We start from the raw sequence: 19,084 nt of genomic DNA, 5'->3' as shown, positions 1-19,084 counted from the left end.
ATGGCGAAAAATCGCCAATACAACACAGCAATCTATTTCGTTATTTATTGATCTGCGCGCAGTATTTCCAACTGAATAACCAATCACTAAGAATAATTCCCCTGACGGGATGATTCCTATCCCTTAATTTTTTACTATTGACCATGGATGTTTTCAGTAATTGAACACGGTGACATGAATACCCCCTCACCTCAATCGGAAATATTTTATAAAAAAATAAAACATGGAAAAACAATCTAAATAGTTCGGCTGGCTGTTTTTAAATAAAATTTATTGACATAGCAATGTTAAATTATCGATTAAACTAGCCTGAATATTCCAATTAAAGATTAAACATACTTTTTATTCTGAACCATTATATGCTTTATAAAGCGTTCGTCCGAATTGGAGAGTGATAAAATAGTAATAATAAAATCCCATAAAAAAACCCTCGTCGTAACGAGGGCTTGTAGGCAAAGCGGTGTAGGATTTTAGAACGGGATATCGTCATCAAAATCCATTGGTGGCTCATTACCGCCCGCAGGAGCTTTTGGTGATTGCGGCGCTTGTCCGCCACCACTAAATTGCGCGCCTGAAGATTGAGGCTGTTGTGGTTGGCCCCAACCATTATTATTATTGGGTGCACCGCCGCCTTGAGGCGCGTTATTACCTTGACGCCCACCCAGCATTTGCATGGTGCCACCAACATTAACGACCACTTCAGTAGTGTAGCGATCTTGGCCACCCTGATCTTGCCATTTGCGCGTACGAAGTTGGCCTTCAATATAAACTTGAGAACCTTTATGCAAATATTCGCCAGCAACTTCCGCTAACTTGCCGAATAACACGACACGGTGCCATTCAGTGATCTCTTTATTTTCACCGGTTTGCTTATCACGCCAGCTTTCAGAGGTTGCCAGTGTAATGTTTGTCACAGCTCCTCCATTTGGCATATACCGGACTTCTGGATCTTGACCCAAATTACCGACAAGAATCACTTTGTTTACGCCGCGACTGGCCATTGCACTCTCTCCTGATGAAAAATTACACAGATACTATCTAACGGATGATAGCACGTCACTGCTTAAGATGGATAGTTTAGAGCAACTGCACAAAGGCAATCATTATAGTAAAAAGTACTGGACATTTATTCAGGTTATTTTTTGTGCCATACTATAGAGTCTGCTTGAAATCGATGCAGAGCGATGTCATCTCAGCGTATAGGCAATCAAATTGGGAAATGTGAATGGATAAGATCGAAGTACGGGGTGCACGAACCCATAATTTAAAAAATATTAACCTCACCATCCCCCGTGACAAGCTAGTGGTCGTCACTGGTCTTTCTGGATCAGGTAAATCCTCGCTGGCCTTTGATACCCTTTACGCCGAAGGGCAGCGACGCTATGTCGAATCATTATCGGCCTATGCGCGGCAGTTTCTCTCGTTGATGGAGAAACCGGATGTCGATCATATCGAGGGGCTATCTCCTGCTATTTCTATTGAGCAGAAATCGACTTCCCATAACCCACGTTCAACTGTGGGAACCATTACCGAAATTCACGACTATTTGCGCTTACTGTTTGCGCGAGTCGGCGAACCGCGCTGTCCGACGCATCACCAACCGCTGGCGGCACAAACCGTCAGCCAGATGGTTGATCAGGTGTTGAAGCAACCCGAAGGGCAACGCTTAATGCTGCTGGCACCGGTTGTCAAAGATCGTAAGGGTGAGCATGTCAAAACCCTAGAAAGCTTAGCCGCCCAGGGCTATATTCGCGCGCGGATCGATGGAGAGGTCTGCGATCTGTCCGATCCACCAAAGCTTGAGCTACAGAAAAAACACACGATTGAAGTCGTGGTGGATCGCTTTAAGGTTCGTGACGATATCGGCACGCGTTTAGCTGAATCTTTCGAAACCACCCTCACCTTATCGGGCGGTACGGCGGTAGTTGCCGATATGGACGATAGTAAAGCAGAAGAACTCCTCTTCTCCGCTAACTTTGCGTGTCCGGTGTGTGGTTATAGTATGCGTGAGCTTGAGCCGCGCCTATTCTCGTTTAATAACCCCGCTGGAGCGTGTCAAACCTGTGACGGGCTTGGCGTACAACAATACTTTGATCCTGAGCGTGTAATTCAAAATCGCGAAATTTCCCTTGCTAACGGTGCCATTCGCGGCTGGGACCGCCGTAACTTCTATTATTATCAGATGCTACGTTCGCTCAGCGAACATTATAAATTTGATATTGAAGCGCCTTTTGAATCGTTAAGTGCTGAAACACAGAAGGTCATCCTTTATGGTTCAGGTAAAACCAATATCGAATTTAACTATGTTAACGACCGCGGCGATACCTCAGTTCGACGCCATGCCTTCGAAGGTGTACTCCATAATATGGAGCGCCGCTATAAAGAGACCGAATCGACTGCAGTTCGCGAAGAATTAGCAAAGTTTATCAGCAACTGTGCTTGTAGCAGCTGCCACGGGACTCGATTGAAGGAAGAAGCACGTAACGTGTTCGTTGCGGAGAACACGCTGCCCGAAATTTCAGAAATGAGCATTGGCCACGCCAGTGACTTCTTTGAACAACTCGCGTTAAACGGTCAAAAAGCACAGATCGCAGAAAAAATTCTTAAAGAGATCCGTGAGCGGCTCGGCTTCTTGGTGAATGTCGGACTGAATTATTTATCCTTATCGCGCTCGGCCGAAACCCTTTCTGGCGGTGAGGCGCAGCGTATTCGTCTAGCCAGCCAAATTGGTGCCGGACTGGTAGGGGTAATGTATGTACTTGATGAACCCTCTATTGGCTTACATCAACGTGATAACGAACGTCTGCTGAGTACGCTGATTCATTTACGTGATCTCGGTAATACCGTCATTGTGGTTGAACATGACGAAGATGCCATTCGTGCCGCGGATCACGTGATCGATATTGGCCCGGGGGCCGGAGTACATGGCGGCTCAGTGGTCGCCGAAGGGAATGTTGATCAGATTATGGCTAACGAAGATTCTCTTACAGGTCAATACCTTAGCGGCAAAAAAGCGATCGAGGTACCAAAAGAACGCGTTAAAGCCGATCCGGAGAAAATGCTACGTATTGCAGGCGCTCGCGGTAACAACTTAAAAAATGTCACGCTTTCGCTGCCGGTAGGACTGTTTACCTGTGTAACGGGCGTATCCGGTTCCGGTAAATCGACCTTAATCAACGATACCCTATTCCCTATCGCCCAACGGCAACTGAATGGCGCGACCATTGCTGAACCGGCACCTTATCATGAGGTCAAGGGTCTCGAACATTTTGATAAAGTCATCGATATTGACCAAAGCCCTATCGGTCGAACCCCTCGCTCGAACCCTGCAACCTATACCGGTATCTTTACGCCAGTACGGGAGCTATTTGCGGGAGTGCCTGAAGCGCGTTCACGTGGCTATACCCCTGGTCGTTTTAGTTTCAACGTCAAAGGGGGTCGCTGTGAAGCTTGTCAGGGCGATGGCGTGATTAAAGTTGAGATGCACTTTCTCCCCGATGTGTATGTACCCTGCGATCAGTGCCAAGGAAAGCGTTACAACCGTGAGACCTTGGAAATCAAATATAAAGGGAAGAATATTCACGAAGTGCTGGAGATGACCATCGAAGAAGCGAAAGACTTTTTCGAGGCGGTTCCTGCACTCGCGCGTAAGTTGCAAACCCTAATCAGTGTCGGCCTTTCTTATATCCGCTTAGGGCAATCGGCAACGACTCTATCGGGCGGGGAGGCACAGCGGGTGAAACTTTCGCGTGAACTGTCTAAACGCGGGACGGGTCAGACGCTGTATATCCTCGATGAGCCGACGACAGGGTTACACTTTGCGGATATTCAACAGCTGCTGGTGGTATTACATCAGTTACGTGACCAAGGTAATACCATCGTGGTTATCGAACATAATCTGGACGTCGTTAAAACGGCAGACTGGATTGTTGACCTCGGTCCAGAAGGGGGAAGCGGCGGTGGAGAGATTCTGATTGCTGGGTCTCCAGAGACTGTTGCGGAATGCGAGAAGTCCCACACAGCTCGCTTCCTGAAACCCCTACTCACTAAGTAAGACGAGATGCCCAGAGATCCTGGGCAATTTTTTATTTCACTATGAGGAGTTATCATGGCAGATATTCATGCTTATGCGGCACAGGATGAAAAATCCCCCCTAACCCCATTTGACTATTCATCAAGGGACGTGCGCGATAACGACGTCAAGATTGAGATTCTCTACTGCGGCGTTTGTCACTCTGATCTGCATATGGCGCGTAATGAGTGGAAAAGCACGCAATACCCTATCGTCCCAGGCCACGAAATTGTTGGCCGTATCGTCGAGGCTGGCGCCTCAGCCAAAAAATTTAAGAAAGGTGATCTCGTTGGGGTCGGTTGTATGGTCGACTCCTGTCGTAGCTGTTCAAGCTGTGATGAAGGCGAGGAAAACTATTGTGAAAATGGCTTCGTGGCTACATACAACAGTAAAGACCGTCATTCAGAAGCGATAACTTACGGTGGCTATGCTACGGATATCGTGGTTGACCAAGATTTTGTGCTGAAAGTGCCTGAAAACTTAGATCCTGCCGGTGTCGCTCCGTTATTGTGTGCGGGTGTCACCACCTATGCGCCACTGCGCCATTGGAAAGTGGGACCGGGTCAAAAAGTCGGTATTGTCGGCTTAGGCGGTCTGGGTCATATGGGTGTTAAGTTAGCCCATGCGATGGGCGCCAAGGTGGTGCTGTTTACCACCTCTGCCTCGAAAATTGAAGATGGAAAGCGCTTAGGGGCTGACGAAGTCGTTATCTCTAAAGATGCTGAGCAGATGGAAGCGCAAGTGAATAGCTTCGATCTGATCCTCAATACGGTGGCGGCTCAACATGACTTAACGCAATTTATCCGATTACTGAAACGTGATGGGCACTTAGCGTTAGTGGGGGTTCCAGAACACGACCATCCAGCACCGAGCGTCGCGGAATTAGTCTTTAAACGTCGGACTGTCGGTGGCTCACTGATTGGCAGCATAGCGGAAACCCAAGAGATGCTCGATTTCTGTGGCGAGCACAACATTACCGCGGATATTGAGTTAATCAATATCGACCAAATCAATGAAGCCTATGAGCGTATGTTGAAAAGCGATGTGAAGTACCGCTTTGTTATCGATAATAACTCATTAAGAAAGTAAGTCATTACTTACCGTTCCCTGATTAGGGAACGGTGTTCTTATCTCGACTCACCTTGTAGTGTGGCGATAATTCTACGGCTCCCACCATGAAATCGGTGCTCTCCAAGCCAGATCCCCTGCCATGTCCCTAACATCACCTTTCCCCGTGAGATCGGTAATAATAGAGAAACCCCTAATAGTGATGATTTGATATGGGCAGGCATATCATCTGCGCCCTCGTAATCATGTTGATACGCGGCATTATCCGGTACGGTGCGTAAGAAATGTTGCTCCATGTCCTCGCGAACGGTCACATCACAATTTTCATTCAGCGTCAGCGATGCCGAGGTATGTTGGAGAAATAGTTGCAGTTGTCCGCTAGACACGCTGGAAATTTCAGGTATTGCTCGCAAAATCTCATCAGTCACCAGATGAAAGCCACGGCGTTTTTCAGTTAAGGTAATAGTTTTCTGGTACCACATGCGATCGCCTCCTAAGTGTACTGAGTAATAGTGTAGCAAATCACGCCTGCACTTAAGATAAATCGGCTGACCCGTCAACGGTTGTTGGGGAAGCCCCCTCCCCAACGATCTGTTAGCCATAGGTTTTTTTGTACATATTTTTAAGATGATCCTCGACTGTAGTCGGTGGATACTTCGCCTCTTCACCAGGCGTCAAGCATTGTGTTAGACATGCCACTTGATGATCAGGATTGCCGCTGAAGAAGAAAGGTACAGAGTAACGCGCAGCCCCGCTGATATTGATCACGCGGTGTAACGTCGATTTATAGTGGTCATTGGTCCAGCGAGCAATCATGTCCCCAAGATTGACGATAAAACTGCCTGGGATCGGTGCGGCCTGTAACCACTCGCCACATTCGTGATCCCAAACTTGTAGTCCACCATTTTTATCCTGTAGCAATAGCGTTAACCCTCCAAAGTCGGTGTGCGCGCCACACCCTTTTTCGCCTGGGCGTGGGTTAGCCGGCTGAGGCGGGTAATGGAGCATCCTCAATACCATCAGGGGATCGCGGCAAAAGTGGGCGAAATAATCATGGTGGAGGTCGAGGGATAATGCGATCAGGCCCATTAGCCTGGTCGCAAGCGTGGCAAGATCATTAATATATTTCAGAGTAACAGATTTAAATTCAGGTAAGCTTTCTGGCCACTGATTTGCGCCAAAATTAAATTTACCTGCTTTCACTAAGGGATGCTCCGCAGGTAACTCAGGCCCGATGTAAAAGCCCTCTTTTAGATCGGGGGCGGCCCCTGCTTCTAGCGTCTGATTCCCCAAGGGTTCATAACCCCGATTAACCGGAGAGAGATATTTACTGACCTTGCGTTTCTCATCGTCGGGTAGAGAGAAAAATCGTTTGGCCTGCTCGAGTAGCGTCTCTTGTACAGAAGTCTCTATACCATGGCCTGTAATATAAAAAAAACCTTTATCTTGGCAGGCTGCCTTAACCTGTAACGCCAGTTCCCTTAAACGATGCATATCGGCATTCTCAAGACCGGTTATATCAATTATCGGTAATTCACGCAGGGCAACAGAACGGGCTAAAAGCGAGTGAGTCATGGCAATACTCCAGCGAATTATCAGGATGTCTGAAGCATCCTATCCCTCCTTTCTGCTGCAGAAAAGCATCAGTATTCGCACAGCGTGATGCCAAAAACGCATCACAACCGACTAGGGGTGACCACCCAGAGCGTAATCAGTTAGGTCTATCCGTATCCCCACGCCGAGTCATCTCATCTATTAATGCGCGGGCAAAATAGTCTACCGCCACGGGTAATAGCCGACCGGCACGGGCATAAATGCCTAATTCAGAGATAATGGGCTGCCGATGCGAGAGGGGAACATGGACAAGTCTTCTACTACTCAGGTCATCTTCAATACCGAGTGTCGTCTGGAAGGCAAGACCGATTCCTCGAACTGCCATTTGCCGAGAAAACTCAACGGATCCGGACTCCATCACTGCCCGTGCAGGAGTAAGATGCCCCAGCATCGGCGCGATTGAATGATAAATCGACAGTTCAGGCTTGGGCATAATGAGCGGATACTGTGCACAGGTGGCGAGGCTGACCTCTTTTCGCCCTGCTAAAGGATGGTCAGGTGTCATAATAGCGCCGAGGCGAAAACGGTGGCGCGATAATTGTTGCAACGCTTGTGTTTCTGGAATACCAAATGCCACCCCCAGGTCGGCTGCCCCGCTGATTACCGCTTCAGGAATATCCCGCGACCCCAGCTTACTTAACCCAACCGTAATAGAGGGGTAACGTTGATGCATGCGCGCCAGTAATTCTGGGATAAGCCCTTGCGCCGGCCCTTCAACACTCACAATCTCAATATGGCCTTTATACATGCCTTGTAGTAGATCGAGCTCTGAGTAGGCACGATCTGCATCTTGTAATACCGTACGCACGTGGCGTGAAAATATCTCACCCGCACTGGTTAATTGTAATTTCCCAGGAAGGCGTTCGAAGAGAGGGACACCTAACTCCTCCTCTAATTTTATAATCTGCCGGCTAACCGCTGAGGAAGCGACATGTAAGCGTCGGGCCGCCTCACGCATAGACATATGTCGACAGACCATATCGAAATAATAGATTGCATTGGAATGTAATCGTTGCCTTTTAACCACGTCGTTTCACCGCTATAGAGTAAAATGAGATCACTGTTGATGTTCTTATGCCGCACACTCTTTATTGATTATCCCAACACCCCTTGTCTGTTATTCACAATGTTAGGCTTGAACACTCTACCCGCCCCATATGCAATCATAACCTATCTTATTGATTTAACAACATATATCATCTATTACATCTCAAAAACTACGCCTCTTTTCCCTCGTTGGCAAAGTGATTAAATAAGATGTCATTGATAAAGTCTGGATATGTGGGGCGAGTTGCCCCATCAAGGCTTAGCGATACGCTATCGGGTAACCCTGACTGTCGTGGGTAACAGTGATTGTTTCAACGGCTAAAGATGTCAGCAAGCACTTACCCACCATTTACATTTTGTAACCTTTTAACTCTCTTAGAAATCAAATCGAACCATTTCTTTATCTTGATAATGAAAATAATTGTCATTAGTATTCGCTCTCACGTGTTGACACGTGATGAAAATAACAACAAAAAAATGCAGCATAAACCTGCCTGCATGAAAATAATAATAAACAGGAATTACGCATGACATCGCAATATTTGACACCAGCTAACCGTCACACTAAGCATTCACTGCTTACTCTTTACATCAGCTTAGCACTCGCCTCTCCGGCAGTGTTTGCGCAGACTAGCGCTTCATCCTCTACGTCGACCCTCGTCGTTACCGGACAGGGCGATGCACAAGGAAATAGCGATACGGCAGCGCAAGAACATAGCTATACCGTCCCCATCACCCGCAGTGGCACGAAGATGAATCTGACCAACCGCGATGTTCCTCAAGCGGTCAGTGTGATCACCGAACAGCGGATGAAAGATCAAGATTTACGGACGCTTAATGATGTTTTGAAACAAAGCCCTGGCATCTCCTCAAATCAGAGTGATAGCGAGCGATATTCCTATTTTGCTCGCGGGTTCTATATCAATAATTATAGCTACGATGATATTCCCGTTACGCAATCAGCTCCATGGAACTTCGGAGAAACCGATGACGATATGGCGAAATATCAACGGGTTGATATTATTCGTGGCGCAAGTGGCTTGATGTCAGGTACGGGCAACCCGTCCGCCACCATCAACTTAATTCGAAAGAAAGCAGAGAGGAAAACCTTTACTGGGGACCTCAGTGCGAGTTACGGTAGCTGGAATAACCAACGTTATGTTGCGGATCTGCAAGGGCCGCTTAATGAAAGTGGCACCTTACGCGGCCGTTTCGTCAGTGGTTACCAAGACCAAGACAGCAATTTAGACCGCTATCATAAATCCTCGAAGTTCTTCTACGCCGATATCGCCGCAGATTTAACCGATAACACGACTTTAGACATTGGGTATGATTATCAAGAAAGGAATACCGGAAATCCAACGTGGGGAGGATTACCAACATGGTACACCAATGGCGATAAAACCCATTACAGTCGTAGCACCAATGCGGCGGCGGATTGGACCCACTACAATACGCTGGCGCGTAGACAATTCGCGAATTTAGTCACTCGCTTCGATAATGGCTGGGAGACCCATATCAACGCGATGCATGGCGAAACGCAGATGGATAGCCGCTTATTTTATTTAAGTGGTTTCCCGGATCAAACCACCGGTGTCTTACAATCTACGGGCTATGGTTATGCCGGCTGGTATAAAGGGATCCGTACGCAAACCGCCGTCGATGCTTTTGCTACCGGGCCGTTTAAGCTATTTGGTCGCCAACATCAGCTCGTTGCCGGCGTCGATTATAGCCGTCAACGCAATCGCTATGATTATTCTACTGCGATGTATACGCCGGAGCAGCTGGGTAACTACAATCAGTGGGACGGTAATATTCCACAACCGGATTGGCCGGCCTGGGCGCTTTCTTCAAATGATACGATTCGTCAACGCTCGGGTTATGTCGCGGCACGTTTCTCATTAGCCGATCCGCTCTCGTTAGTGACGGGTATGCGCTATACGGAATACACCACCAACGGCACCAGTGCCAACATGCAGAAAAATAATATTACCCCCTATGGTGGCTTGGTCTACGATATCACCGACTCGTTGTCTGCCTATGCGAGTTATACCTCGATTTTCCAACCGCAGACCTATCGTGACCGTACGGGCCATTACTTAAAACCCGTAACCGGTAAGAACTACGAAACAGGGTTGAAGGCTGACTGGTTAGATAGCCGCTTAACCTCAACCTTATCGGTATTCCGTATCGAGCAAACCAATCTCGGTCAAGAGATTACCGGGCAATACGTCAACAACAGCAGTGAGACGGCTTACCGAGCCGCGAGTGGGGTGGTCAGCCGTGGCGTAGAATTTGAGGTCAACGGCGCGGTCACCGATAATCTGAATATGACTTTCAGCGCATCACGCTACGTTGCGCAAGATAGTAGCAAAGACCGCGTTAATCCTGAGCTACCACAAACCCAGTTTAAATTATTCTCCAGCTATCTGGTCCCTGCTATACCCGACCTGACCATCGGTGGCGGTATTACCTGGCAAAATGCGACCTATCAAGATGCAACCGGCCCCAATGGCAATACGGTGCGTGTAGTCCGAGGCAGCTATCCGCTGGCAGATCTCTTTGCCCGCTACCAGCTGACTCGCCAGCTTTCGGTACAAGCTAACGTGAAAAACCTGTTCGATCGCGATTACGATAGTAATTTAAGCGATTATGGGTAGTTGAATTTAACAAAATGTTTTTTATAAAAAAATATCATACCCAACCACTTTTGGTACAATCCTTGGTACGAAACTCGTAATTTATCCTTCCCCTCTCGGCAACTCCTTCACCATAAAGGTCACTACTCCTAACACTCTGGCATCATCAAGAGCGTCACCCTCGATAATGCCATCGTTAGTCTTAAAGCCCCCATGCCCCACTTCGGCAAACATCAGCTTACCGTTTACGTCGAGTAGCACAGTTCTGCCCTTCGTCACCTTATAGCCCGGTTCGGCCACAGCATACCCCTCATCTGTCGGAATGATGATTGAGGATTGGGTAACGTGCATAAGTGACTCGGGGGTAAGTCGTGCTTCAACGTAATCTATTGCGGGGGATGGGAAAGCCATGGCTACCTCTTAGGATTTTGTCGAATTATCTTGCGTTGGCTGGATCTGTTTTTTATTCCAGATCGAATCATCGGGCATTTCTAGACGTACATCTATCCAAGTATTATCAGGTATATCTATGAGGTCACCTCGCCCTACTGTCAAGTCGCCGTCATCAGTAAGTGTATATTTCTGCTTGTAGCAATGAACTTCTATACCCGAATCTGTTTCAACTGCTTCGGCTAGAGCAATTATCCTACCCTGACCATTTCCGCAATCCATAACTTGCCACAGGTCCTTTGCCAATGAAGTGGCCCCAGTAACTAAATACTTACCTGTTTCTATTTTTGAGACGTTACATCCTTCCGATTCGTCATTGGTCAGTCCGAAATCTGACTCCCATGTGTATTCGTCGTTTTGAGTACCTAGCAAATCCTGCCTCGTATTTTTTTTATTATTAACTATTCTAACTATAGGTGAGGCTGGAACTAATGCGCCGCTAGAGTTAGTTGAAGTATTCATCGTCCCGTAAAGTTTGTCAGCACCGTATGCGCCATTTATATTCCTGACATGAGCAACAACCCCATCTGTTCCTAATGATAAATAATGTTGCCAAATATTGTCCCCAGCTGCATCACTAGAGTCACTACGATTACTCACTTGGATATTTGTTCCGTATTGAGAAAATCCATATGGCTTATTTGAGAAGTTCCAGACTCCTGCGCCAGCGGTGCTTTTTCCTCGTGTGGCGAATGAATACCTTTGAAGCTCTGTATTTAGCTCTGAATAAGATATTGAACTCTTCGCAGCCAAGCTGCCTAAGTCGGAGGTGTTTGCTTTTTTCGATAGAGCATCAGTTACATCAGATTGATTAGCTTTTTGCCCTAAAGAAGTGTTGATTCCACTTAAGGAGTTCGCCAGCGACAGCCAAGATGGCCCCGTGTACTGGCTGTAATCGTCAATCTTAACAGTGATATCACCGTCTACAGTTAAAATCTGCTGCCAATTAATCTTGTCGTAATTGGCCTTGCGAATTGCTAGTGCTGTTCTTGCTCCAAGCTCTGCATTAACACCGGTGTATGCCCCCCTGTCCAGCAAAGAGAATGATTGCCCTGCTACATTGCTGCCTTGGTATATTGTTGTGAGGTTTAATGCTGTATCGCTTGCAATGGAATCAATCACAAATGTGTAAGGTACATTGCCGATATAGGTTACAAGCGCCCCGCCCACCTGTGCTTCTGTGGTGAATTTAGTCCCTGAACCAGTGACTGAGAGTGAATTTGCGTTAAGCGCTATCGTGCCAGTTGCTGCCATGTGAGGCTCCTGAATTTAGGTAATAAAAAACCCGCCGAAGCGGGTTGTTTGTGTGACGCTTTGGTTAAAGACCTAGCGCCTGTTTGTAATACTGGTCATAAACGCTGGTGTCGATATAGCCAAGATTAGGAATGGTCCAACCACTTGGCGCTGGACCACTTACATTGAAGTTATGAACATATTCCCATCCTGACTTCTGGCAGGTGTATTGGCTATTTAGCGTGCCCGCTGCCGTCGCAAGGAATATTGAGTCATGATTGGACGGCGATGGTGCTGGGTTTAAGTTGGCTCCAATACAACTTATACAAGCTATCGGGTTACTTGAAGTGACTTGTGCTGCCGTGGAGCTAATGATATTTAATGGTAAACAATTACTGTGCCATACCACCTTATTATTCCAGTACATAAAGAAACCGCCGACAGGTTGATTAACAAGCTCATCAGAAAATATATAGAGCCTGATAGGTGTCGTACCATCGGCAAACAGAATATTAAGGCTTACTTTTCCGTTTGACGTTCCTTGTTGCAAAAGAACCTTACTCATTGCGCTGGAAGTGGCCCTATGGAAAGCAATGAATCTCCGACCCTGCGTAACGTTTGTGGTTATTATCTGCCCTTTGGTCGGTGTGACATCAATGACCTGCGCCAAAGATATGGGGGTATAATTGGGTGCAATTTTCACCGTTCCGTCACTGTTATATAGCTGAAAACCAACATAGGGGGCGCTAGATGTCGGGACAGCGTAAACAACAATTTTACACTCAACAGTTGAACTCCAGCTTAATGTGTTACCACTTTGCGAGTAAGAAAAAGAACGGCTACCTGTACCTTGATTGAATACTAGCTGCACCGCAGTGTAATTCATTGAAGGCCCGTCATAAGTCTTGCTGCCATTTCCCGCCGAGGCGTCGATAATATCCATTACAAAATTGAAGCTCATCGAGTTGATCACATCATAGTTAGTTCCTGTTAAGTAACTTGTAAATCCTGCCATTAACGACTCGCTCCCATAGAACAGACTAATTTCCCATTAGCGTCATACCAAGCTGCTCCCCTGTTATCGAGTAAGAACCTGCCTTGACCTGAAACGGACCCATTTAATTCCATCGAACCATCTTTACCGATTCTCCAACCAACGCTATTCGCCACATAGTTATTTGACTGGATATAGTCGCCAATCTTTGCAGAAGTGATCGTGCCGTCAGCAATGAAAGCCTGATTAATAAAGACTTGACCGTTTTGTATTGCGAACGGAGAGTAAGTTTTCCCTCCCGCTTGACTCATCATCGCAAATCTATCCGCAAGGAATAATACTTGCGAACTTACCCCACCGTCACCGGCAACTTGCACACCGATAGACATACCGGCAGAGTAATAAGTCCCTTTATAGGTCACGCCAGCATTAACACTAAAGACCGCTGAACCCGTGCCGTCTGTAGAGAATTGCGTCGTGGCTTTCTGAGAGATTGCCGCGGTATTTTCGCCGACACTTGCCTGTATTTGGTCAAACTTCTGAGCATAAGCGTGGTCGTTATCTGCGATAGTGGTTTTTACTGAGATAATGTCAGCGCGATTCTGTCCATTGACGACCATTTGATGATCGACAATCGCATTATTATCGAGCGCATTCTGTAGAATACCTTCAACGTTAGTGTCAGTCTTGGCAACTAGCTGTTTACCCGCTTCGCTTTGCAGCACTTGGTTGGTAATGTCGCCGAGTATTTCAGAGGCATCGATACTCGATTGACCTTCAACGAACGCCGTCCAATCTCCCTTATTGCCAATTTTGTCGATTATCCTTGCGCGATACCAACGGCGTACACCGGCTGGCATGGGGCCATGCTGATAATTACTCCCCGGATAAGGAACGAGTGTGAGAAGCTGAGGGTTTTGCCCGTCAGCAGTCGTAGCAACCTGTAATTCAGTGTACGCGGTGTCGCCAGAGCCATCAGGAAACGCCCATGTTAGGTTGATATTCCACACCACATCATCGGTAGCGAGTAGATTGACGGGTGTTCCGGGCTTGCCAACTTTACCGGATAGCGCGACCCCCTGAGCGTACCCCCATGGCGAGGACACATCAGCGGCGTTGATTGCCCGGACGCGGACATCGTAAACGCCAGCATAGATACCTTGTACAGAGAACCCCTGCGCGCTGGTCAAGCCGACATTCACCCAGTCGCCGTTATCTTTACGCCACTGGGCGGTGTAATTGATTGCCCCGTCGACCTTATCCCACGCCGCTTGTAGCGTTGCTACCGTGACACCTTGGGCGATATGGTCAACTTCAGTGACCACGATATTTTGTGGCGCACTCATCACACTGGTTGGTGTAACCGTCACGGGTGCCGGTTGGATTTTCACCCCGTCATCAATGTAGCGGAATTTGTTCGGGTCATACTGAACAGCGGCAACCGTAAAGGTTCCGTCGTCATTATCCGTAATCGAGGTTACCCGAAATTGTTGAGCCGCTAGGTTGTCACTATCGATAATCCACACCGCCCCGGGAACAGGGTCAGTTTTGTAGGCTGTGTTAACGGTGATGGTCTTCTTATCTGCCGCGATGCTGGCAATGGTGCGAGTCTGCGAGGTACCGTCAGGTAAGTTGAGGATAAGTCGGTCACCTGCCGAGAAATCCACCTCTCTATCAAGTTTGATGTTTAGGCCATTAACTGCTGAGATTCGTCCGCCGTTTTGTTTTCCGGCCCGATATGGGTCAGCTACGCCGATAATTGAAGTCGGTAGCGGAATGTGACCGTCTAAGCCAACACTGAATGACACGGTGGCGTCTTTCGCATTGGAGAGTAGCGCCCAACGACCACGCCGATGCGCCTCACTCTGGGATGTACAGCCGATAGCCGTTAAGCTCATTTGCTGCACGCCGTAACGCTCAACTAAATCGGAGTCGTAGACTGCCTCGATAGTGTCGGAGTAATGGTTGGCTGGGTCAGAATAGCTCACCTGACAGGAAGTATTGCGGTTCTTGTATGAGCCTCCGGCATAGCTAAACATCCCATCGACGACATTTGCTGCGGTGTAAGTCCACTCCAAATCTTCAACCGGAACGTCGGCATTGACGATGACTTGTGAGTTACCCCAGAAGGTAATGCCACGAAAGATAGCTGCAAAGTCTTGCATCACGGTAAAGGCTTCTTCTTGTGATTGCACGTAGGCATTACAGGTAAAGCGAGGCTCTGTACCGCCCGCGCCGTTCGATACCATATCGTCACAGTAGACCGCGATTTGATACAAGCCCCACTTATCAATCATTGAGGCATCGACACGGTTACCCATGCCGTAAATCTTATCGAGAATTAGGTCGTAGAATACCCATGCAGGGTTATTGCTATAAGCCAGCTTGAAATTACCGGACCAACTACCAGAATATGAGCGTGTTACCGGGTCATAGTTATCCGGTACGCGGATTAACTTACCCTTCATCTTCACCGTGACTTTCGGCGCGCCGTTGGTAAATTGCTCTGAATTAACCTCAACAAAAAGTAAGGAGGTATTCGGGTAACGAAGCTTGCTGTCGATGACCTCAGCGAAAGAGAAAACCTTAAAGGCATTGACCAGTTTAGTATCGGTAGAGTCGGCCGTGATACGTCTCACACGAATAGCCGAGGACTTAGCGCCACTTGCTAAATCAATGCGGTGGTCCCGCTGATACTCTGACGTCGTTTTACCGTCAAACTTCCCCTGTACAACCGTTTGATAGCTGTCGCCATCGGTAGATAGGTCAATTGCGTAATCGGTGACGGTACCCACCATATCGCCATTATCTTTATACTGGTATTGCACCGGAACACTGAGTTTAATGCGGATCGCATCCAGTGAGGTATCGGTAAACTGACGCGTCCACGGATTCGTGGTAGTAATTGTTTGCCCGACTGATAACTCGTTATCAATCTCTGGCATACCTTGAATGTATTCTTGGTCTTGTGTGCCGCGTCTAAACTCCCACTTTACCCCTGTGAAATTATACGAACCGTCATCATTGGCCAGCGGCGTATCATTGAGGTAGATTTGCTGCGCGGTGACCGTGCCTTCCACTTCCCCTTCACACACAGCTAGCAACATTTTAAGCTTGGCTTCAGAGAGTAAGTTATCAGCTTGCTCAACAGGAGTATGGGCTTTTGCAGCACCGCCCTTGCGGCCTTGTATCGGGTAATCTTGAATAAATGCCATGTTTCACCCATAAAAAAAGGCCACCGAAGTGACCTGATTGAATTCGTTAAGTTATTGCTGGTCGCTAGAGAATATCCCGGCACTAATCACCGCTCCGCCAACCTCTCGCTCACCGTACAGCACCGGCACCGGATAGCCCATTGCCACCGTATTCACCGGAGCGCCAAAGGCATAATTCGGTTTGTTGTCAGCACTGGAAGATGAGCCAACACTCATTTTAGGTTGCGGAGTGAGCATTTGAACCACGCCGCCAAGTGCCATAGATATTCCAATGCCGGTTAGCGCAGTTGAAGCCGCTGCCGAGGCTGAACCAAATCCGATTGCGGCAAAGCCAGCGGGTCCCGCCCATAGCGCAGCACCTAGTACAGCAGCACCGATAACTACTTGCAGTAACCCGCCACTTTTCGCGCCGCGGGGGATGGGCTGCATGGTGTAGGTATTTTCAGAGCGAGTCAGGTCAAATCCCTCCAGCCCGACATTGCTCTTGCCGGAAAAAAAAGCAAATCGAATACCGTCATGATGAGCAGTAGCTAGATACTTTTTAAAGCCTTTCACCTGTGAGCACATCGCTCGGATCATCTCGTTTAAATCGGCGACGTGAAACTGGTGCGTCTTACCGAAGCGCTTAGCCGCTTGGCCTTTAAGGGTGAGTGTTTTAAGCATCAGGAATATCCTTGTGTCGAACAATGCGCACGGTCCTGTCACGGAAGTATTGACCGTAGGGAACGCGCGTTGAGAGATTACCGAAGTTGTGATGAAGAATCAGGTTATCGCCAAGATAAATGGCTGCATGGTTGGTCACTGGTGCGCCGATTTGCATCATTATCATGTCACCGGGCTGCGGGGTCTGCACCTCGATAAATCCCTCATCGCGCCAGTTATCATCGTAGCGGTTTTCCTTGCCGCCGACCCACCATTCATAGGGTACCGACCAGTTACGCAGCTCTATACCATACTCTCGCTTGTGGTAGTCCATAATCAGCGACCAGCAATCAGCGTGACCGAGCACCCAAGGACGACCAACATAATCTCGGTCAGTGCGTGGCGAGAATGTGCAGAAATCCCCATCAGGCCACGACATGATACCCCACTCAAGGCCAGAGTAATCGCACTGAATTCTGTCCATTTCTGAGGGGATAAGCACCGGCACATCAGGGTGTGAATGGATAATCATAATTACCTCGCCCTCTTGTTCGGCTGACCGGTAATCACTATCACGCATAACAAAGGCATTCAGAGGGTCGTCGGCATCATTGTGACAAGGGATATAGGTTTGCTTATTCCCCTTCTGGATAATCACGCCACAGGCTTCATTCGGGTATTCAGCGATAACATGCTGGCGTATTGCATCAAGCAGCTTTTCACGCATGATTATTTTCCCTGTAAGTTGGCACCGGGGAAGCCACCAAATGGAAGAGGTGAGCTTTCGCCGATTCTACGCTTGCAATCATCCATCAGCCCCCCGCAGACATCCTTTGACGGGTCATCTGTAGGCGTTCCATCCTTAGTAAAATATTTACTCCCCGCATAATCACAACCCGTTCCTGAGCGATACCAGCCGCGCATACACCAGGTACAAACAGGGGTTATTTGGCGAGTCGGAAGTTGCAAGGATTGCAGATTAAACGGTGAGCACAGCTCGAATTCTACTTGGGCACGAGTTTCCGAGGTTTTAGCGTTGATATAGAAAAGCCGCTCTCGCTCTTCATTGGGATTAGCGTCTGGATTACCTTGCTTCCAGTTAGCTGCATCCAGATACTTTTTAAAGGTGTAATGAACTTTGACCTTGGCCTTTACCATGTCATCGTATTGCAGACAGAGTGCCGTCACGTAGTTCATCACATTCCCGACCGACAAGGTGGGTGTGGGCTGTGAGCCTTCACTCGATACATCTACACCTTCTAGCTTATACGGATGCGGGTCGTACTCATTACCCTGCCAGATAATCGACGGCAAGTTTTCCGCTGCGAAGGACTGCCAGCCCTCTTCGGAAATATTGTAGGCATGGAATCGAAGAACTTTATCCATGCCAAACTCGGTGCCGTCCACTTCAATGAGCTGAACAAGCGATCCGGGTTCTAATTGCTGTAAGTCTGCTGTGAATGACATATTTCACCCATAAAAAAACCGCCCGTAGGCGGCACTGATCAAATATCAGGATTATGTAAAGAATAAATCAGGCGTAAGTTACTGGCTCAGCCCATCAGTGATGACGCACTGATGTAACTCAATGATGAGGGATGGCTGATTACCTCTGAACAAGGAAGCGTGATGTTAGATCAAGAAGTAGCTCTGCATTTAGATGCAATAAAGAAACAGATAAAAGCAAATCAGATTGCGGTTCAGTTATTAGTTAGCCAAATGCTAAAAATAATTGAAACAAAGCCGAATTGTGAAAATATCATCAACGAAATAACAGACTCACTTGAAGAGATAAAATCTCAAGCTTGGTTTGGAAAAGAAGGAATTGATGCTGCCATATCGCTTACAAAAATCCCCGTGAAGTACAAATAAAAACTAGACCGCTTCTTTTAATTCATCAGCGATATCGATAATGATTGAAGCGGCTTTCTCAATAGCGGCCTTTTCGTAGGCGCGTAAACAATCTTCAGAATTACGATCGACTGATACGTTAATCCTGAAGCCTGCATACATGGGTAGCTTTGCATCACTAACATCGACAGCCGCCTCAACTTTGTCACCCGTAATTTCTAAGCCACGAAATAGTAATTCATACTTCTTACTCATAATC

At 47.7% G+C, this 19,084-nt stretch carries 16 protein-coding genes; 4 read left to right on the top strand and 12 right to left on the bottom strand.

The window, feature by feature from the left end:
* Positions 1-470: 470 nt before the first annotated feature.
* Positions 471-1,001 (bottom strand): single-stranded DNA-binding protein, encoded by a 531-nt coding sequence (locus BMX14_RS02970; protein WP_092672584.1) that lies wholly within the window; start codon positions 999-1,001, stop codon positions 471-473.
* A gap of 224 nt (positions 1,002-1,225) precedes the next feature.
* On the opposite strand from BMX14_RS02970, the gene uvrA reads away from it, so the two are divergent.
* Positions 1,226-4,054, top strand: a complete 2,829-nt coding sequence (uvrA, locus tag BMX14_RS02965; RefSeq protein ID WP_092672581.1) for an excinuclease ABC subunit UvrA — start codon at positions 1,226-1,228, stop codon at positions 4,052-4,054.
* Positions 4,055-4,108: 54 nt separating this feature from the next.
* Positions 4,109-5,161 (top strand): NAD(P)-dependent alcohol dehydrogenase, encoded by a 1,053-nt coding sequence (locus BMX14_RS02960; protein ID WP_092672578.1) that lies wholly within the window; start codon positions 4,109-4,111, stop codon positions 5,159-5,161.
* Positions 5,162-5,199: 38 nt separating this feature from the next.
* Here the strand turns inward: BMX14_RS02960 and BMX14_RS02955 are convergent, their stop codons facing one another.
* From BMX14_RS02955 to BMX14_RS02945, 3 genes are all read right to left on the bottom strand, one after another.
* Positions 5,200-5,622 carry a secondary thiamine-phosphate synthase enzyme YjbQ gene (locus BMX14_RS02955; protein WP_092672575.1) on the bottom strand — a complete coding sequence of 141 codons (423 nt, stop codon included), beginning with the start codon at positions 5,620-5,622 and terminating at the stop codon, positions 5,200-5,202.
* A gap of 112 nt (positions 5,623-5,734) precedes the next feature.
* Positions 5,735-6,715: an isopenicillin N synthase family dioxygenase gene (locus BMX14_RS02950; protein ID WP_092672572.1), complete on the bottom strand. Its 981-nt coding sequence runs from the start codon at positions 6,713-6,715 to the stop codon at positions 5,735-5,737.
* Between the two features lie 136 nt (positions 6,716-6,851).
* Positions 6,852-7,781 (bottom strand): LysR family transcriptional regulator, encoded by a 930-nt coding sequence (locus BMX14_RS02945; protein WP_092672569.1) that lies wholly within the window; start codon positions 7,779-7,781, stop codon positions 6,852-6,854.
* Positions 7,782-8,328: 547 nt separating this feature from the next.
* Between BMX14_RS02945 and fhuE the strand changes: the two genes are divergently transcribed.
* Positions 8,329-10,461 (top strand): ferric-rhodotorulic acid/ferric-coprogen receptor FhuE, encoded by a 2,133-nt coding sequence (gene fhuE / locus BMX14_RS02940; RefSeq protein WP_092672566.1) that lies wholly within the window; start codon positions 8,329-8,331, stop codon positions 10,459-10,461.
* A gap of 81 nt (positions 10,462-10,542) precedes the next feature.
* On the opposite strand, the gene BMX14_RS02935 is transcribed toward fhuE, so the two are convergent.
* From BMX14_RS02935 to BMX14_RS02905, 7 genes are all read right to left on the bottom strand, one after another.
* Complete coding sequence (locus BMX14_RS02935) at positions 10,543-10,851, bottom strand: hypothetical protein (RefSeq protein ID WP_092672563.1); 309 nt, start codon at positions 10,849-10,851, stop codon at positions 10,543-10,545.
* 9 nt (positions 10,852-10,860) lie between these two features.
* Positions 10,861-12,144, bottom strand: coding sequence for a phage tail fiber protein (locus BMX14_RS02930; RefSeq protein ID WP_092672560.1), 1,284 nt, complete (start codon positions 12,142-12,144; stop codon positions 10,861-10,863).
* Between the two features lie 64 nt (positions 12,145-12,208).
* Positions 12,209-13,138, bottom strand: a complete 930-nt coding sequence (locus tag BMX14_RS02925; RefSeq protein WP_092672557.1) for a hypothetical protein — start codon at positions 13,136-13,138, stop codon at positions 12,209-12,211.
* A complete protein-coding gene (locus BMX14_RS02920; RefSeq protein ID WP_092672554.1) occupies positions 13,138-16,332 on the bottom strand; it encodes a host specificity protein J in 3,195 nt (1,064 codons plus the stop codon). Before BMX14_RS02920 ends, BMX14_RS02925 begins: the two co-directional genes overlap by 1 nt.
* Positions 16,333-16,383: 51 nt before the next feature.
* Positions 16,384-16,995, bottom strand: a complete 612-nt coding sequence (locus tag BMX14_RS02915) for a tail assembly protein (RefSeq protein ID WP_092672551.1) — start codon at positions 16,993-16,995, stop codon at positions 16,384-16,386.
* A complete protein-coding gene (locus tag BMX14_RS02910; protein WP_092672548.1) occupies positions 16,988-17,701 on the bottom strand; it encodes a C40 family peptidase in 714 nt (237 codons plus the stop codon). Before BMX14_RS02910 ends, BMX14_RS02915 begins: the two co-directional genes overlap by 8 nt.
* A gap of 2 nt (positions 17,702-17,703) precedes the next feature.
* Complete coding sequence (locus tag BMX14_RS02905) at positions 17,704-18,441, bottom strand: phage minor tail protein L (RefSeq protein ID WP_092672545.1); 738 nt, start codon at positions 18,439-18,441, stop codon at positions 17,704-17,706.
* Positions 18,442-18,603: 162 nt separating this feature from the next.
* Between BMX14_RS02905 and BMX14_RS02900 the strand changes: the two genes are divergently transcribed.
* Positions 18,604-18,846, top strand: coding sequence for a hypothetical protein (locus BMX14_RS02900; RefSeq protein ID WP_092672542.1), 243 nt, complete (start codon positions 18,604-18,606; stop codon positions 18,844-18,846).
* Positions 18,847-18,849: 3 nt separating this feature from the next.
* Here the strand turns inward: BMX14_RS02900 and BMX14_RS02895 are convergent, their stop codons facing one another.
* Entirely contained in the window at positions 18,850-19,080 is a 231-nt protein-coding gene (locus BMX14_RS02895) for a DUF1327 domain-containing protein (RefSeq protein WP_092672539.1), read from the bottom strand.
* Positions 19,081-19,084: the final 4 nt, after the last annotated feature.

The sequence above is a fragment of the Rosenbergiella nectarea genome, from assembly GCF_900111105.1.
Classification (GTDB): Bacteria; Pseudomonadota; Gammaproteobacteria; order Enterobacterales; family Enterobacteriaceae; genus Rosenbergiella; species Rosenbergiella nectarea.
The sequence above is the reverse complement of the archived record's forward strand: the minus strand, read 5'-3'. Positions and strand labels throughout refer to the sequence as shown.

Bases quoted from the DNA above. Each gene is read 5' to 3' on its own strand.
- BMX14_RS02915 (WP_092672551.1), bottom strand. From the start codon at position 16,995: ATGCTTAAAACACTCACCCTTAAAGGCCAAGCGGCTAAGCGCTTCGGT.
- BMX14_RS02955 (WP_092672575.1), bottom strand. From the start codon at position 5,622: ATGTGGTACCAGAAAACTATTACCTTAACTGAAAAACGCCGTGGCTTT.
- BMX14_RS02900 (WP_092672542.1), top strand. From the start codon at position 18,604: ATGTTAGATCAAGAAGTAGCTCTGCATTTAGATGCAATAAAGAAACAG.
- uvrA (WP_092672581.1), top strand. From the start codon at position 1,226: ATGGATAAGATCGAAGTACGGGGTGCACGAACCCATAATTTAAAAAAT.
- BMX14_RS02920 (WP_092672554.1), bottom strand. From the start codon at position 16,332: ATGGCATTTATTCAAGATTACCCGATACAAGGCCGCAAGGGCGGTGCT.
- BMX14_RS02970 (WP_092672584.1), bottom strand. From the start codon at position 1,001: ATGGCCAGTCGCGGCGTAAACAAAGTGATTCTTGTCGGTAATTTGGGT.
- BMX14_RS02895 (WP_092672539.1), bottom strand. From the start codon at position 19,080: ATGAGTAAGAAGTATGAATTACTATTTCGTGGCTTAGAAATTACGGGT.
- BMX14_RS02905 (WP_092672545.1), bottom strand. From the start codon at position 18,441: ATGTCATTCACAGCAGACTTACAGCAATTAGAACCCGGATCGCTTGTT.
- BMX14_RS02910 (WP_092672548.1), bottom strand. From the start codon at position 17,701: ATGCGTGAAAAGCTGCTTGATGCAATACGCCAGCATGTTATCGCTGAA.
- BMX14_RS02930 (WP_092672560.1), bottom strand. From the start codon at position 12,144: ATGGCAGCAACTGGCACGATAGCGCTTAACGCAAATTCACTCTCAGTC.
- BMX14_RS02960 (WP_092672578.1), top strand. From the start codon at position 4,109: ATGGCAGATATTCATGCTTATGCGGCACAGGATGAAAAATCCCCCCTA.
- BMX14_RS02925 (WP_092672557.1), bottom strand. From the start codon at position 13,138: ATGGCAGGATTTACAAGTTACTTAACAGGAACTAACTATGATGTGATC.
- BMX14_RS02950 (WP_092672572.1), bottom strand. From the start codon at position 6,715: ATGACTCACTCGCTTTTAGCCCGTTCTGTTGCCCTGCGTGAATTACCG.
- BMX14_RS02935 (WP_092672563.1), bottom strand. From the start codon at position 10,851: ATGGCTTTCCCATCCCCCGCAATAGATTACGTTGAAGCACGACTTACC.
- fhuE (WP_092672566.1), top strand. From the start codon at position 8,329: ATGACATCGCAATATTTGACACCAGCTAACCGTCACACTAAGCATTCA.